The organism is Thalassospira sp. MCCC 1A01148 (assembly GCF_001613795.1).
Classification (GTDB): domain Bacteria; phylum Pseudomonadota; class Alphaproteobacteria; order Rhodospirillales; family Thalassospiraceae; genus Thalassospira.
Genome location: NZ_LPVZ01000020.1, coordinates 861,682 through 876,521, shown reverse-complemented (window position 1 = coordinate 876,521; position 14,840 = coordinate 861,682). Strand labels below are relative to the sequence as shown.

Here is a 14,840-nt window from a genome sequence, read left to right as displayed (position 1 = left end):
TTCGGAAATTCCCGGCTATTCCGCAGCCATAAGGTCGTTTGTCCGTCGATTTTCCGGCAAGGCCATGTCGTGGCGAAGCTTGGCGCACAGCTCATCAATTGACCGGATGCGCTTGATCTCGTCAAAGCAGGTTTCGCCTTGCGGGTGGCTTTTTCGGATCAACGCCATCCACTGTTTGATACGCCCGGCCTGATGGTTTTCCGACGCGCCATCTGACGCCATAAGATCACAATAGGCGAGTAACATGGACAGAACATCGGCCCAGCTTTCGCGCGGCACACGTGCGCCGTTTTCAAACGCCTTGATGCGGGTGGCCAGATCGGGGGCGGCGATTGCCCCACGGCCCAGCATAAAGCTGTCACAGCCTGAAATGTCACGGCATTTCTGATAATCCGTCACATCCCAGATTTCGCCATTGCCGGTCATGCCAATTGAAATGGCTTCACGAATGCGCGCAAGATATTCCCAATGTGCCGGCGGTTTGTAACCTTCCATCTTGGTGCGCGCATGCACGGTCAGGTGCTGCGCGCCACCGGCTTCGACCGCACGTGCGATATCAAGGAACATCTCCTTGTCGGAATACCCAAGCCGGACCTTGGCGCTGACCGGGATATGATCCGGCACCGCATGCCGTACAGCCGAGACAATTTCATACAGATTTTCCGGGCATTTCAGCAGCGACGCACCTGCTTCGCGCTTGTTCACGGTTTTGGACGGGCAACCGAAATTGATATCAATCCCGGGCGCGCCAAGCTCTACCGCGACAACCGCATTTTCGCCCATCAGTTCCGGGTCATGCCCCATCAGCTGAACCAGAACCGGCACCCCCGAAAGCGTCTTGCCGCCGTTCAAGAGTTCCGGGCAATAGCGATGAAACACGTGGGGCGGAAACAGGTTCTGCGACACCCGGATAAACTCGGTAACGCACAGGTCGAACCCGCCGGCAGCGCTCAGCAATTGCCGAACGCGCCAGTCAACAAGTCCTTCCATCGGTGCAAGCACCAAGTGCGTCATCGCGATCAATTCCGGTTTCAGAAAATCAGTGGGCGGCTTTTACCACAATTGACCCAAACCTGCCGGTGAAAAATCACAGATCAGCCTTGCCGTCCTGCGCGTTCTCACATCGGAATGCGGCAGAAATAGCGCATTGCTGACACGGTTTCAGCGAATTTGGCGGCTAGCTTTGAACCATCAAAAACAACAATGAAAGGGCACATTCATGCTCGATATCTTTGAAAGCGCGCTTGATGAAGTCGAAGCGGTCTCGCGCGAAGCCCGTGAAACACTCTCCGGCCTTGAACAGGTTTTGCAATCAACTTCCGAAAGCATCCGGGTCCTTCAGGAACGTCTTGAACAGACAGCCGGTTGATGCTTTCGGATCATTCTTGATCCATGTCTTTGAAATTACACATCGGTTGGTCCATGCTTGGTGCTATGTTAACCAGCGTGGACGTCTGCGGTGGCCTATCCACGCAAATGACGTCGCCGATATCAAAACAAGGAGGATCGCAGGATGCTTTATATCGTAGAGAAAGCCCTCGATGAGCTCGAATCTGTGCCGACCGAAAAGCGCGAAGGCCTCAAGCATCTTGATCAGGAGATCAATGATGCCGTCGAGAAGCTTAAAGTCCTGAAAGAAAAGCTCAAGGCAGCAGAAACCAAGTAAGCCAGCCACAGCTAAATGGTTTTAGAGGCCGCGCATTTTGTGCGGCCTTTTGTTTGCCTATTTCGCAACCGTCTTGATCAGGCCCAGCAATTCCTCGACCGCAGCAGTCGGGTTGGTGGTGCCCGATAAAACATCGGCCTCAAGCGCCTGAAGTCGGCTTGCAACATCATCACGCGCGGTAAAGGTTTCAAGCAACCGGTCGCGCAGCATCGTCCACATCCAGTCATGTTGCTGGCGGGCGCGCTTGGCGGTGAACTCGCCTTCTTTTTCCATCACTGCGCGGTGCTGATTGATCAGATCCCAGATGTTATCAAGCCCGTCATTGATGAGCGCTGAAACCATCACCGATTGCGGGCGCCAATGCTTGCTGCTGGGTTGCATGATCCGCAAAGCTGAGGAATATTCACGTTTGGCCTCGCGCGCCTTGGCCGGATCGGCATCGGCCTTGTTGACCGCAATCAGATCGGCAATTTCAAGCACACCCTTCTTGATGCCCTGAAGCTCGTCGCCCGCACCGGGCAACATCAGAACCAGGAAGAAGTCGGTCATTTGCGCGACCATCGTTTCGCTTTGCCCGGCCCCGACGGTTTCGACCAGAACCACATCAAACCCGGCGGCCTCGCACAGAAGGATGGTTTCGCGCGTCATGCGATTGACCCCGCCCAAATAGCCACTGCTGGGCGACGGGCGGATATAGGCATTGGGATCAATCGAAAGCTCGTTCATCCGGGTTTTGTCACCCAGAATGGACCCGCCCGAACGCGCACTTGTCGGATCAACGGCAAGCACGGCAACCTTTTTACCCGCCTTGGTCAGATTCTTGCCAAAGGCCTCGATAAAGGTCGACTTGCCGACACCGGGAACGCCGGTAATGCCGATGCGCTGTGATCCGCCGGTATCGGGCATGAGTTTGGCCAGAACGGCTTGGGCCTGCTCAAAGTGTTTGGGGTTGCGGCTTTCAACCAGCGTGATCGCGCGTGACAGAATGGTGCGGTCGCCTGCCAGAACCCCTTCGACGATTTCATCGGTCGAAAGCACACGTCTGCGCACGGCCTTGCGCGGGCTGATCGTGCCGCCCGAGCCTGCAGGTATGGTGCGCAGTGTTTCTTTCACCAAGCGTTCCTTGAATTTGGCGCGTTTCACGCCAGCAAAGCGTTACGTCGGGTGGGAAGGAAGCAGCGATCAGGCCGCTTCCTCACCAGACTGATTAAGCTTTTCTAGCAGGTCGCCAGCCGCTTCGGCAATGACCGTTCCGGGCGGGAAGATCGCCTCGGCCCCGGCTTCGAACAGTTTGTCGAAGTCCTGCGGCGGGATCACACCCCCGGCAACAATCATAATGTCTTCACGGCCAAGCTTGTCGAGTTCGGCCCGAAGTTGCGGCACAAGGGTCAGGTGACCGGCGGCAAGCGAACTTGCCCCAACGATATGAACATCGTTTTCAACTGCCTGTTTGGCGGCTTCTTCCGGTGTCTGGAACAACGGGCCGATATCGACATCAAATCCAAGATCGGCAAAGGCAGTCGCGATCACCTTCTGACCCCGGTCATGACCATCCTGACCCATTTTCGCGATCAGGATACGTGGACGGCGGCCTTCATTGGCCTCAAATTCCGTGATCAGGCGATCAACCTTGGCCAGTGCCTCGTTATCAGCGCCGACCTCGGTTTTATAAACGCCGGAGATGGATCGGATCACCGCCTGATGACGGCCATAGACCTTTTCAAGCGCATCGGAAATCTCGCCCACGGTGCATTTCGCACGTGCGGCTTCGACAGCCAGTTCAAGCAGGTTGCCATTGCCAGCATCGGCGGCATTGGTCAGCGCGGTCAGGGCACTTTCAACTGCTGCGTTGTCACGTTCGGCCCGCAGGCGTTCAAGTTTTGCGATCTGCTGGCGGCGGACTTCGGCGTTATCGACCTGAAGCACATCAACCGGGCGATCATCGGTGACGCGGTATTTGTTCACACCGACCAATGTTTGACGGCCGCTATCAATGCGGGCCTGGGTGCGGGCCGCTGCTTCTTCGATGCGCATTTTCGGAATGCCGGCTTCAATCGCCTTGGCCATGCCGCCCTGTTCTTCGACCTCGGCGATATGGGCCCATGCCTTTTCCGCCAGATCGCGGGTCAGACGTTCGACATAGTACGAACCACCCCACGGATCGATAACGTTGGTGGTGCCGCTTTCCTGTTGCAGGAACAGCTGGGTGTTTCGCGCAATCCGGGCCGAGAAATCGGTCGGCAGGGCCAATGCTTCGTCCAGTGCATTGGTATGCAGCGACTGTGTATGGCCTTGGGTGGAGGCCATCGCCTCAACACAGGTGCGGATAACGTTGTTAAATACGTCCTGGGCGGTCAAAGACCAACCCGATGTCTGGCTGTGGGTACGCAGCGACAGCGACTTGGGGTTCTGCGGATCGAACTGTTTGATCAGCTTTGCCCAGATCATGCGGGCCGCGCGCATCTTGGCGATTTCCATGAAGAAGTTCATGCCAATCGCCCAGAAGAACGACAGGCGCGGCGCGAATTTATCAATCGGAAGACCCGCCGCCTGACCGGCGCGGGCATATTCGATGCCATCGGCCAGCGTATAGGCGAGTTCGAGATCAGCCGTCGCACCGGCTTCCTGCATGTGATAGCCGGAAATCGAGATCGAGTTGAATTTCGGCATGTTTTGCGAGGTAAAGGCAAAGATGTCCGAAATGATGCGCATCGATGGTTTCGGCGGATAGATATAGGTGTTGCGCACCATGAACTCTTTCAGAATATCGTTCTGAATGGTGCCAGAAAGCTGTTCGTGCGCAACGCCCTGTTCTTCGGCGGCCGCAATATAAAGCGCCATGACCGGCAGAACCGCACCATTCATGGTCATGGAAACCGACATCTGATCAAGCGGGATGCCATCAAAAAGGGTGCGCATGTCATAGATGCTGTCAATCGCAACACCGGCCATGCCGACATCACCTGCGACGCGCGGATGATCACTGTCATAGCCACGGTGGGTCGCCAGATCGAAGGCAATCGAAAGCCCTTTTTGCCCGGCGGCAAGGTTACGGCGATAGAACGCGTTGGATTCCTCGGCCGTGGAGAAACCGGCATACTGGCGGATCGTCCAGGGACGCTGCACATACATGGTGGGATAGGGGCCGCGCAAAAACGGCGGCATGCCCGGCATGGTGTTCAGGTGATCAATACCGTCCAGATCCTTGGGCCCATAGGATGATTTGACATCAATGCCTTCTGGCGTGGTCCAGGGCGTGCTTTCAAACGGGTCCTTTGCACCGGCGGATGCGCCATCAAACAGCGGAAGGTCGGAGAAATCAGGAATGCGGGTCATGGTTATTTCTCCCCCTGCTTGCCAAGAAGGTGATCAAGTGCGGCACCACAAATGCCAAGAACATCGGCCCCGACAAAGACAAAGTCGTCAATGCCGGCGGCCTCGTAATCGGACCTCGCATCGCCCGGATTGCCAGCAAGGTAAACCATGCTGGCCCCCTTTGCCTTGAGTGCCTTGGCAACATCGGTTGCCATGTCGCCATATTGCGGATCCGATCCACAGATTATGGCGATCTTGGCCCCGCTATCTGCGAAGGCGGATGCCAGTGTATCTGCCGTGTCAAAGCCGTTATTGGTGATGGCTTCGATCCCGCCTGCTTCAAAGAAGTTGCGCGCAAATGTCGCGCGTGCCGTGTGCTGGGCGACCTTGCCAAGATTGGCCAGGAAGACCTGCGGGAAAGACCCGGTCTTTGTCTTGTGTACCTCAGAACGTTTGCGAAGTGCCTCATAGTTTTCAGATAGGCGATGGGCCGGAAGCGCACCGATACGGGTCGCGGCACTGGTGCCATAAAGCTCGGTAAACATCTGTCCGATGGTGGCGCCTGCGCGTGCGGCCTCAATCATGGCAGCAAGGCTTTTGCCGACCGTTCCGTCAAACTTGGTCTGGCGGCTCTTGGCATCGGCAACGATCGCGTCAAGGTCGGGCGTTTCGCACGTCACCTTGGCCTCAGCGATGTTGGGGAATTCGGAGACACCAGTCAGCGGATCACGACGGGTGGACAGGCGTTTTTCGCGCGCATTCCAGACGGTCTCGATTTCGGTTTTCAGGCTGCCATTGGCAAGGGCGCTTAGAATGCCACCCGAGGATTCAAGGGACTGGAATTTCGACCAGGCGGCCTTCGCCAGTTCCTTGGTCAGGTTTTCAATAAACCACGAACCACCAGCCGGATCGATGACCCGGTGGACGTTGCTTTCTTCCTGCAAGATCAGTTGGGTGTTGCGCGCAATACGTCGCGCAAAGCCATCAGGCAGGCCAATCAGATGATCATAAGGCAGGCAGGTCACACTGTCCGCACCACCCAGACCGGCGGCAAAGCTTGTCACTGTGGTGCGCAGCATATTGACCCATGGATCAACCTTGGTCAGTGCCATTTCGGCTGAAACCGCATTGATCGTGATCGTCGCATCCTCGGCACCCGATGCCGAAAGAATGCGGCTCCACATCATGCGAAGCGCACGCAGTTTGGCGATCCCGGCAAAGAAGTCCGTGCCGATGGCGACGTTAAACACCATTGCACCCGCAGCCTGATCAACCGCCATTCCGGCATCGGTCAGGGCACGTAAGTATGTCACCCCGCTTGCCAGCAAACAGGCCAGTTCCTGACCATCGGTGGCCCCGGCATTATAGTAAGGCGCACCATTAACCGAAATCGCAGTCGCCAGCGGGAAAAGGTCAATCAGCTCAACCGCGACGCCTGCCGCATGATCAACCGCCTCCTGTGCCCCGCAGGGCAGGGTGCCGGTGGATGCAAGGGTTCCAATCGGGTCAATGTTAAAGGCCGGGGCGGCTTCGTCTGCGCCATCGGTATTGGCAATGTGCGCGGCCAACAGGGCCGCAGTCGGAACACCTGCGGCACCACCATCAAGTCCGACGGTGGCAAGGTTGGTGTAAACATCCTCAAGTGCGGCATCAAGATCGGCCAGACAATGAATGGCAATCCCGTCAACACCGACCTCGGCAGAACTGATTTCGCGCCCGGCGCGGGCGGCGGCATCAAGTTTTAGCGTGATCGAGGTGGCCCCATTTTCAAGGTCCTCAAGGATCGCGGCATTGGTGGCTTTGGGATCGGGATGGGTATGAAGCTGACGGATGTCCCAACCGGTAACGGTTTCACGCGGCTCGACCGTGGCGTTAAGAACCTCGTGGATCAGCCGGGTCGCGTCATCCTGATCGTCATTTGTATAGATCGGCTGAACGGAAAACCCATCAAGGGTGTTGGTGACAAGCTTCTTCTCGAACGGTGCACCCTTAAGGGCCTCTTCGGCCAGCTTGCGCCAACTTGCGTAATCAGCAGATGGAAATTCGGATGCGAGCTTAAGCGGGTCGGACATGGTTTCTCCCGGCTTGGTTCATCCCGGCCTTGATGCGACTCCATATGGGGCGCGGCGCGGAAAGTTGCCAAATTCTATTCTACTACGGATTCCCAGTACCCGGTACACCCCGCCCGGCCCAATTCATGCCAAGAAAACACCATCGGTATTCTGACTCGTGCAAAACCGCGAAAAACGGCTTCGTACCTACAGTTGCGGGGGCAGTTCCGGGCTTGGCCACACCGCCAAAAGGCGGGGCCGCACCGGATTCCCGATCATGTTTTCCGGTCACATTCGCGACATGGCGGTTTATAGCACCTGTCCCTAATTCCGTAAATAGGCATGGAAATACCTATTTAGGCGGATAAGCCACCCGACAAATCAGGTTTCCGTAGCGTTATGTTGGCGGAAACATTGGAGTTTTATCGGTCGGGCCGTGATTTCTGTGCCACGATGCTGGTGTCATAACCACCTTATACTTTCGCGCAAGGGGTGGAAGATCGGGGTGAAGGCAGAACATTGCATGGCAAAAATTTGGCGGGTTTAACCAATTTGACATTTTCATCTGTCAGTTTGGGCGTGTCCCAAATCTCGGAGTATCGCCATCCATGAATGCGCTCAGCGCCATGCCGCCGCAATTTTGTCCTGATGGACTGGTTGCGTTCGCCGACGACAGTCCCAGCGCCAAAGCAGCCCTTGAAACAGTGTTGCGCCGGGCCGGATATGACGTGGCCGGCTTTGATTGTGCCGATGATCTGATCGATCAGCTTGAAGGCATGTGCCCCAACGCCATTATTCTGGATATTGAAATGCCGGGTATGAGCGGCTTTGAAGCCTTTTGCGAGATTCGCCGCCGCTTCCCCAACAGCCAAAACGTGCCGGTTTTCTTTTTCTCCGCCCATTATGACGCCGATACCCGCGCGCAGGCGGATGCGTTGGGTGCCGCTGATTTCATCAGCAAGGATGCCAGCCCGAAAGTGGTTCTTGAGCAGCTCAACCGGGTTCTCGGCAATTCCATGAGCGCCTGTTAAGCTCTTCATTCGGCGTATTGCGATGACAAACGCTCTGCCCCGGCAGGGCGTTTTTCTATGTGTAATCGCTGGTCTTGCTTGCCATCATTCCCATATTTCGGGCATAGCATGGTCTGGGTTGATACCCGGTCCGCCACCAAATCCATCACGTCCCGGAGCACTCCGCAATGTCATCGTCCTCTGCTGCCAACCCGATCCTTGTCGAAGCCACCCGTGGCGCGATGGTCGAAAGTTTTCACCGTGGCCGGTATGTGGTGATGAAATCGGATGGCACCGTGATCGACGCGGGCGGCGATATTGACGCACTGATGTATCCGCGATCCGCGATCAAGCCGCTTCTTGCGATCCCGTTGATTGAAAGTGGTGCGGCGGATGCCTTTGGCCTTGAAGACAAGCACATCGCGCTGGCGTGCTCGTCGCATAATGGCGAGGAAGAGCATGCAACCACGGTTGCCACATGGCTTGAAAAAATCGGCCTGTCGGTCGAAACGCTGGAATGTGCGCCGCATTATTCGCTTAGCCTGAATGCCGCGATCAAGCAGGCATCCGATCATGTCAAACTGACCAAGGCGCATAACAACTGTTCGGGCAAACATGCCGGGTTCCTGACAACCGCGCAGCATCTTGGCGATGACCCGACCGGTTACATTGCAGAGCCCCATCCCGTTCAGCAGCGCCTGATCAAGGTACTTGAGGAAATGGGGGATTGTGATCTGTCATCCACCCCGCGTGGCATTGATGGGTGCGGTATTCCGGTAATCGGTATGCGCCTGCGCGATCTGGGGCTTGCCATGGCGCGGATGGCTGATCCCGCTGGCCTGTCGGAAACGCGCGCCAATGCCATCAAGCGCATTCGCAAGGGCTGTGCAAAAGCACCCTTCATGGTCGCAGGCACGGGCCGTTTCTGCAGTGCCATCATGGAAGAATGTGGCGAGGACGCGCTGGTCAAGGTCGGGGCAGAGGGTGTTTACTGTGCAGCCTTCCCCGAACAGGGGCTTGGTGTGGCGCTCAAGATTGATGATGGCACCCAGCGCGGGGCAGAGGTTGCGATGGGCGCGATCTTGCGCAAACATGGCGTGATAGACGATGCCCGCGCCGAGGTGCTTAAAAACCATCTGACGCCGGTGCTGACCAACTGGGCGGGCAAATATGCAGGCGACTTGCGCCCTGCCTTCTAATCAAGACGGGAAACCGATGCATAGCATTGCGGCCTATATCTTTGCGGCCATTGCCGAAATTGCCGGGTGTTTTGCCTTCTGGGCCTGGTTGCGATCGGGGAAATCGATCCTTTGGGGCGTGCCCGGCGTCGCATCCCTTATTATCTTTGCCTGGCTTCTGACGCGGGTAGAAGCCGATTTTGCCGGGCGGGCCTATGCGGCCTATGGCGGGGTTTATATCACGGCATCAATATTCTGGATGTGGGTGGTTGAACGCAGTATGCCTGATCGCTGGGATATTATCGGCTTGCTGGTTTGCCTGATTGGGGCGGGCATCATTCTGTTTGCCCCGCGTTAGAGCTTTCAGGCTTTTGCCGGCTTTTCTTCTGGTTGGGGCCCGGTTCGATCTTCGCCCGGCAGCAGAACATGGAACGTCGTTCCCTTGCCCATTTCGGTTTCAAACCAGATGCGCCCGCCATGGCGGACGGTGACGATGTCATGGGTGATCGACAGACCCTGCCCGGTCCCTTTGCCGACTTCCTTGGTGGTAAAGAACGGGTTGAAAACCTTGGATCGGTCTTCCTTGGCGATACCGGTGCCGTTATCAGAAATCGAAATCAGGATACTGTCATCAAGCGACGTCGTCTTGACCGTGATATGGCCTTCATCCGGTTTGCGCCCGGCAGCCTGAATGGCCTGTGCGGCGTTGACGATCAGGTTCAGGAAGACCTGATTGATCTCGTTGATGTGACAGGGAATATGCGGGATTTCAGGATCGAACTTCTCGATGATGTCGGCATTGTGTTTCCATTCATTGCGCGAAATCACAATCACGTTGGACAGAACACGGTTGATATCGGTGGTGGTTTTTTCTGCCCCGCCGGGATGGGAAAATTCCTTCATCGACAGCACAATGCGCGCCACCTGATTGATCCCGTCCAAGGACTGCTGGGTCGCATGCGGGATTTCCTCAAGCAGGAATTCCAGATCGGAATCGCGCATCTGTCGAACAAAATCCTCAAACGTATTGGGTGGCAAACTGGCGCGGTTTTTCCACAAGGTCTGCAATGCCAGACCGAGGATACGTGACAGCGACCCATAACTGTCATTCAGGAACTTCAGGTTATCGCGGATATACTGACTGGGCGTGTTGATTTCGTGGGCAATGCCGCCTGCGAGATGACCAATCGCCTCAAGCTTAAGGGCTTCGCGCAGGTCTTCCTCAAGCTTTTTCTGGGATTCTTCGGCTGTTTTGCGACGGGTGATATCCCGGAAAATATACAGATAACTCATTTCTGATTCGAAATTGGCCGGGCTTACGATGATTTCCATCGGAAAGCTGTCGCCATCAAGGCGTTGGGCCATGGTTTCAGTATAGTCATATTTCAAAACGCCACTGCTGATGTTGATGCAGCGGTTCAGAAGCCGGTGACGTACGGTTGCCTTGCGATCAATGAACATGACATCAACCGACGTTCCCAGCAGTTCATCACCCGTTGCGCGCAAGATTTCACCGGCTGACTTGTTGAAGTCCTGAATCATACCGGTCGCATCGATGATCAGGATGCCTTCAACAACACTATCAAGAATGGTCTTGAGCCGTTGGGTTGCTTCCAGTTTGCGGCGCTTTTGTTCCTTCAACAGCGCCATGAAAGGCGCGCGGATTTCCTCGGGCGCATCAATTTCGTTCGCGGCATCAAGCAGATCCTCGCCGGATGTGACCTCGTCCGTGCTGCTCAGAATTTTTGGGGCCTCGATAGCGTCCTGGCTTTCGGTCATGACGCCTCGCCGATTTGCACTTCGGGGTCATGACCGCCACGGCGCACGCGAATGGGTTCGTGGAACTGATGGAGCTCCTGAAATACACGCAACCGTTGGAGCTGTATCTCTGAAACATAGTTGCCATGCGTGAGCAAGACCTGCCCCTCAAGGGTTTCGATATCAGTTAGCAGGAAGTCACCCATCCTGAGGTTCTTCAGATTGATGTCGTGCTCTGTTCCTTTGGGGTAGGCAACCTTGTCATAAGACGGGTCTTCTTTGGCGAGCAATGCCTCAATCTGGTCAAGAAGCCCCGGGTCATAGCGATCAGGTTTTTGGCGCAACTCGTCAAAATGCTGTTTGACGACCAGATCGCTATCAACAATCTTGCCAAGGTCGTTAAAGATCCGAAGCACGCGCGCCCCAAGCGGCAATTCATTGCCAAGCGGGCCGTCGGCCGGGAAACCCGATCCATCAAAGTTCCGGTTCTGCAAATAGACAATTTCAGCGACTCTTTCCAGACGCGGGATATTGGAAATCAGTTGGCGGGCGACTTCCGGTGTCCGTCGAACCACATCACGTTCAAGCGGTTGTAGTGGCTTTTCCTCTCCGAGCCGGGCAAGGATTGTCGGCGGCAGCGATACATAGCCAATCGGGGCGAGCAAGGCGGCCAATCCCAGTTCCCATGGATGCGGATAGCCGATTGATTTGGCAATGGTGTCGCACCAGATCTTGGCGCGCATCGCCTTGCCAAAGATTGCCGGGTTAAGCTGTGCGAGAACCTCGGTCAGAACCTTGACACTACCAGCCAGGGTTTGTTCGATCAGGGCCCGTTCAGCGGTGATCAACTGGTACTGTCGCAAACCTGCGCTAAGGCCAGCAATCAGGTCGTCGTCTTCGCAGGGTTTGTTGAAAAACCGGAAGATATGCCCGCGATTGATTGCCTCGACGGCGGTGTGTTGATCGGCATTTCCCGTCAGCATCATATTGACGGTGTCAGGGCTGAGCTTTGCGACCTCTCCCAATAATTGCACGCCATCCATGTCGGGCATGCGCATATCTGCCACACAGACGGCATATTTGTTACCGGCCTTGATTTTTTCAAGCGCCTGCAAAGGGCCGACTGCGGTGTCAAAATTGAACTTGCCGCGCAGCTTACGCTTTAGAGCCATCAACAGGTTCTCATCGTCATCAACAAAGAGTACAGGAGGATTCTGTGTCATGCTCTGTCTCCCTTACGCATCAATCTCGCGGTATTTCTGTTCCACCAAGCGGGCGGTTTCGAGCCATACAAGCAGTCGATGGCGTTTGCCCAATTGATCCAGATATTCAAGATCAATGCGGCTTTCCGGCGCAGTCCCGGTGCGTTGCTCGATGGCAATTTCACGTGCCAGATGCTGCGCAACATAGATCGCCGTGAGTGCGTTCATTTCGGCATGCGGGGTCTTTTGGGGGCGATGGTGATAGGCAACAGTTTGCACCATGGCACTGGGAAATCCCCACAATCCAAGAAGATAGGCACCGATTTCCGGATGAGCAGCACCGAACTGATCGCGCTCGGCGACATAAATCGGAACGTCTTCGGTTTCGACCCGTTTGACAACGTCGGCCATTTCATCGGCGCGATAGGCATACAGGATAAGGCTGCCAATGTGGCTCAGCATGCCAACTGCGGCCAGAACATTGACCACTTCTTTGGGCAGGTCTTCCTGTTCGGCAATCAGGGTCGCGATCACCCCAAGCTGCTGACTGCGTTTACAAAGCTGCATCATTTGGGTGACCGCGGATTTCGGGCCATCGAAGCTGCGAAACAGGCCAACAAACAAGGCAAGCGCCTTGAGCGTGTCGATGCCAATCATCCGGATGGCCTGCGAGATCGTGGTGATCTTCTGGCTGATCGCAAAATAGGCTGAATTGGTCAGCTTTAGAATTTCTGCGGTGAGTGCGATGTCTGATTCAACGATGGCCGTAAGCTGCTCGTTGCCGACAAGCGGGTTTTCAAGTGCTTTGACAAGGTTGGTATAGGTCGTCGGAGGCGAGGCAAGCGCGTCAATCCCGCCAACAAGGGCCCGCAAGTCCGGATTGGTCAGAAGATGGCGCAGATCAAGTGCATTTTCGATGGTTTCGATCAGCATCTTGTCGTCGCAGGGTTTGGCCAGATATTGATGCGCTGGTCCGACCGTGCGCAGGATCGCTTCTTCTTCGGCAAAACCGGACAAAATGATCCGCGCGGAATGCGGGTGTTTTTCCTGCATGATGGTCAAAAGTGCCGCGCCATCAGTTCCGGGCATGCGCATGTCTGAAATCACAACATCCGGATCGATCTCGTCAGCCTTGAGCAGCGCGCTTTCCGCGTCATGCGCGAAATGCAGCTGCCATTCCGGATGAACGGATCGCAATCTTCGACGCAACCCATCCAGAATATTCTTGTCATCGTCTACGAACAGGATGACGCTCATTTTCATCTCATGCGTGTGTTCCATGTTCAATACATGGGGCGAGAAGGGCGTCTTTGATAGTCCGCATTTGCGGAGGGTAATGAACTTTTTAGTCGTTCTTGGAATCAAAGGGTGTGGTGCGTGGGGCCATCAGCTATCGGTAAGTTCGCGGTATTTCTCGGAAACAATTGCAGCAATATTGGCCCATTCCTCCAGACGGCCATGCTTTCCGATCCGTGCGAGATAGTCCATATCAATGCTGCTTTCGATGCTTACGCCCGCGTCACGGTCGGCGACTTCGCGGGTCAGGTGCTGCGCAACATATATGGCGGTCAGCGCCGTCATTTCCTGATGTGGAAGGTCCATCGGGCGGTGGTGATAGGCAACCGCCTGAATGACCGGGGCAGGGAACCCCCACAATCCAAGCAAATAGGCCCCGATCTCGGCGTGTCCTGCCCCAAACTGTTCGTTTTCAGCCCGATCGATGGAAATGCCTTCTTTTTCCACCCGTTCGACAACCGCCTGCATTTCGTCCGACCGGTTGGTGTAAAGGATAAGCGTCCCGATATGGCTGAGCATCCCGATTGACGGTACAGCATGACAAATCTCACGCGGGAGACGTTCATATTCTGCAATCAGCGCGGCGGTAACCCCGATTTGCTGAGACCGATGGCACAGTCGCTTAAGGTTGGCCGCCTGACTGGCCGGGCCGTCAAACCCGCGATACAGCCCGACAAACAGTGCAAGCGCCTTAAGCGTTTCCATGCCCAGCATGCGAACCGCATGGCCAACGGAGGACACATTCTGGGTGACCGCAAAATAGGACGAATTGGTCAGCTTCAGGACTTCGGTCGTTAACGCAATGTCGGACTCGACAATTTTACTGATGGTATCAAGCGAGTAATTGGGATCGGCAAAGGCTGTTTCGAGGCGCATATAGGTGTCTGGCGGGGATGCCAGGCTTTTGGAGTCCGCCACAAGGGTTCTAAGTTCCGGACTGCGCAACAACTGGCGCAGGCCAAGGGCGTTTTCAATGCTTTCGATCAGGGTTTCGTTATCGCAAGGCTTGCTCAGGAACTGGTGCGCCGGACCGATGGTGCGCAGATAGGATGCATTGTCGGCATGACCGGTCAGAATGATGCGTACAGCATCGGGTTGGGTTTTCTGCATGGTTTCAAGCAAGGTAACGCCATCCATGCCCGGCATCTGGATGTCCGATACGATCACATCGAAATCCTGTTTTTCAGCAAGCTCAAGTGCTTCTGCCCCGCTATTGGCAAAATGCAGGTTCCATTGTGGCCGCGCGCCGCGCAAGCGTCGGCGCAATCCGTTCAGGATGTTGGCATCGTCATCTACAAACAAGATCTGGTGCATTGGAACCGATACTTTTCAAGGACATATTGCAGATGGGGTTGCCTTTTGGC

At 55.7% G+C, this 14,840-nt stretch carries 13 protein-coding genes and 1 riboswitch; of the genes, 5 read left to right on the top strand and 8 right to left on the bottom strand.

The genetic code is table 11. The features are described from left to right. Positions 1-15: 15 nt before the first annotated feature. Positions 16-1,014 (bottom strand): tRNA-dihydrouridine synthase, encoded by a 999-nt coding sequence (locus tag AUQ43_RS13530; RefSeq protein WP_062956757.1) that lies wholly within the window; start codon positions 1,012-1,014, stop codon positions 16-18. Between the two features lie 205 nt (positions 1,015-1,219). Between AUQ43_RS13530 and AUQ43_RS20340 the strand changes: the two genes are divergently transcribed. Both AUQ43_RS20340 and AUQ43_RS20335 read left to right on the top strand, forming a co-directional pair. Then, positions 1,220-1,369: a hypothetical protein gene (locus tag AUQ43_RS20340; RefSeq protein WP_157088464.1), complete on the top strand. Its 150-nt coding sequence runs from the start codon at positions 1,220-1,222 to the stop codon at positions 1,367-1,369. Positions 1,370-1,513: 144 nt separating this feature from the next. Beyond that, a complete protein-coding gene (locus tag AUQ43_RS20335) occupies positions 1,514-1,666 on the top strand; it encodes a hypothetical protein (protein WP_157088462.1) in 153 nt (50 codons plus the stop codon). Positions 1,667-1,723: 57 nt separating this feature from the next. Here AUQ43_RS20335 and meaB read toward each other — a convergent pair whose 3' ends face one another. From meaB to AUQ43_RS13515, 3 genes are all read right to left on the bottom strand, one after another. After that, positions 1,724-2,779, bottom strand: coding sequence for a methylmalonyl Co-A mutase-associated GTPase MeaB (gene meaB, locus AUQ43_RS13525; protein WP_062957315.1), 1,056 nt, complete (start codon positions 2,777-2,779; stop codon positions 1,724-1,726). Between the two features lie 69 nt (positions 2,780-2,848). Beyond that, positions 2,849-5,002: a methylmalonyl-CoA mutase gene (gene scpA / locus AUQ43_RS13520; RefSeq protein ID WP_062956756.1), complete on the bottom strand. Its 2,154-nt coding sequence runs from the start codon at positions 5,000-5,002 to the stop codon at positions 2,849-2,851. Between the two features lie 2 nt (positions 5,003-5,004). Then, the gene (locus AUQ43_RS13515) at positions 5,005-7,053 is read right to left on the bottom strand and encodes a methylmalonyl-CoA mutase family protein (protein ID WP_062956755.1); all 2,049 of its coding nucleotides are present in this window, start codon (positions 7,051-7,053) and stop codon (positions 5,005-5,007) included. A 122-nt stretch (positions 7,054-7,175) separates the two neighbouring features. Then, positions 7,176-7,354, bottom strand: a riboswitch (cobalamin riboswitch). 286 nt (positions 7,355-7,640) lie between these two features. On the opposite strand from AUQ43_RS13515, the gene AUQ43_RS13510 reads away from it, so the two are divergent. The 3 genes from AUQ43_RS13510 (at position 7,641) to AUQ43_RS13500 (ending at position 9,578) form a co-directional block, all read left to right on the top strand. Continuing rightward, positions 7,641-8,063 carry a response regulator gene (locus tag AUQ43_RS13510; RefSeq protein ID WP_062956754.1) on the top strand — a complete coding sequence of 141 codons (423 nt, stop codon included), beginning with the start codon at positions 7,641-7,643 and terminating at the stop codon, positions 8,061-8,063. 167 nt (positions 8,064-8,230) lie between these two features. Further along, positions 8,231-9,241 (top strand): asparaginase, encoded by a 1,011-nt coding sequence (locus AUQ43_RS13505; protein WP_062956753.1) that lies wholly within the window; start codon positions 8,231-8,233, stop codon positions 9,239-9,241. A 16-nt stretch (positions 9,242-9,257) separates the two neighbouring features. Next, entirely contained in the window at positions 9,258-9,578 is a 321-nt protein-coding gene (locus AUQ43_RS13500; protein ID WP_062956752.1) for a YnfA family protein, read from the top strand. Positions 9,579-9,583: 5 nt separating this feature from the next. Here the strand turns inward: AUQ43_RS13500 and AUQ43_RS13495 are convergent, their stop codons facing one another. From AUQ43_RS13495 to AUQ43_RS13480, 4 genes are all read right to left on the bottom strand, one after another. After that, entirely contained in the window at positions 9,584-10,999 is a 1,416-nt protein-coding gene (locus AUQ43_RS13495) for a nitrogen regulation protein NR(II) (protein WP_062956751.1), read from the bottom strand. Beyond that, a complete protein-coding gene (locus AUQ43_RS13490) occupies positions 10,996-12,201 on the bottom strand; it encodes an HD domain-containing phosphohydrolase (RefSeq protein WP_062956750.1) in 1,206 nt (401 codons plus the stop codon). The genes AUQ43_RS13495 and AUQ43_RS13490 overlap by 4 nt, the downstream gene beginning before the upstream one ends. A gap of 12 nt (positions 12,202-12,213) precedes the next feature. Then, complete coding sequence (locus AUQ43_RS13485) at positions 12,214-13,437, bottom strand: response regulator (RefSeq protein WP_062957314.1); 1,224 nt, start codon at positions 13,435-13,437, stop codon at positions 12,214-12,216. 129 nt (positions 13,438-13,566) lie between these two features. After that, on the bottom strand, positions 13,567-14,790 hold the full coding sequence (locus AUQ43_RS13480; RefSeq protein ID WP_062956749.1) for a response regulator: 1,224 nt from the start codon (positions 14,788-14,790) through the stop codon (positions 13,567-13,569). Positions 14,791-14,840: the final 50 nt, after the last annotated feature.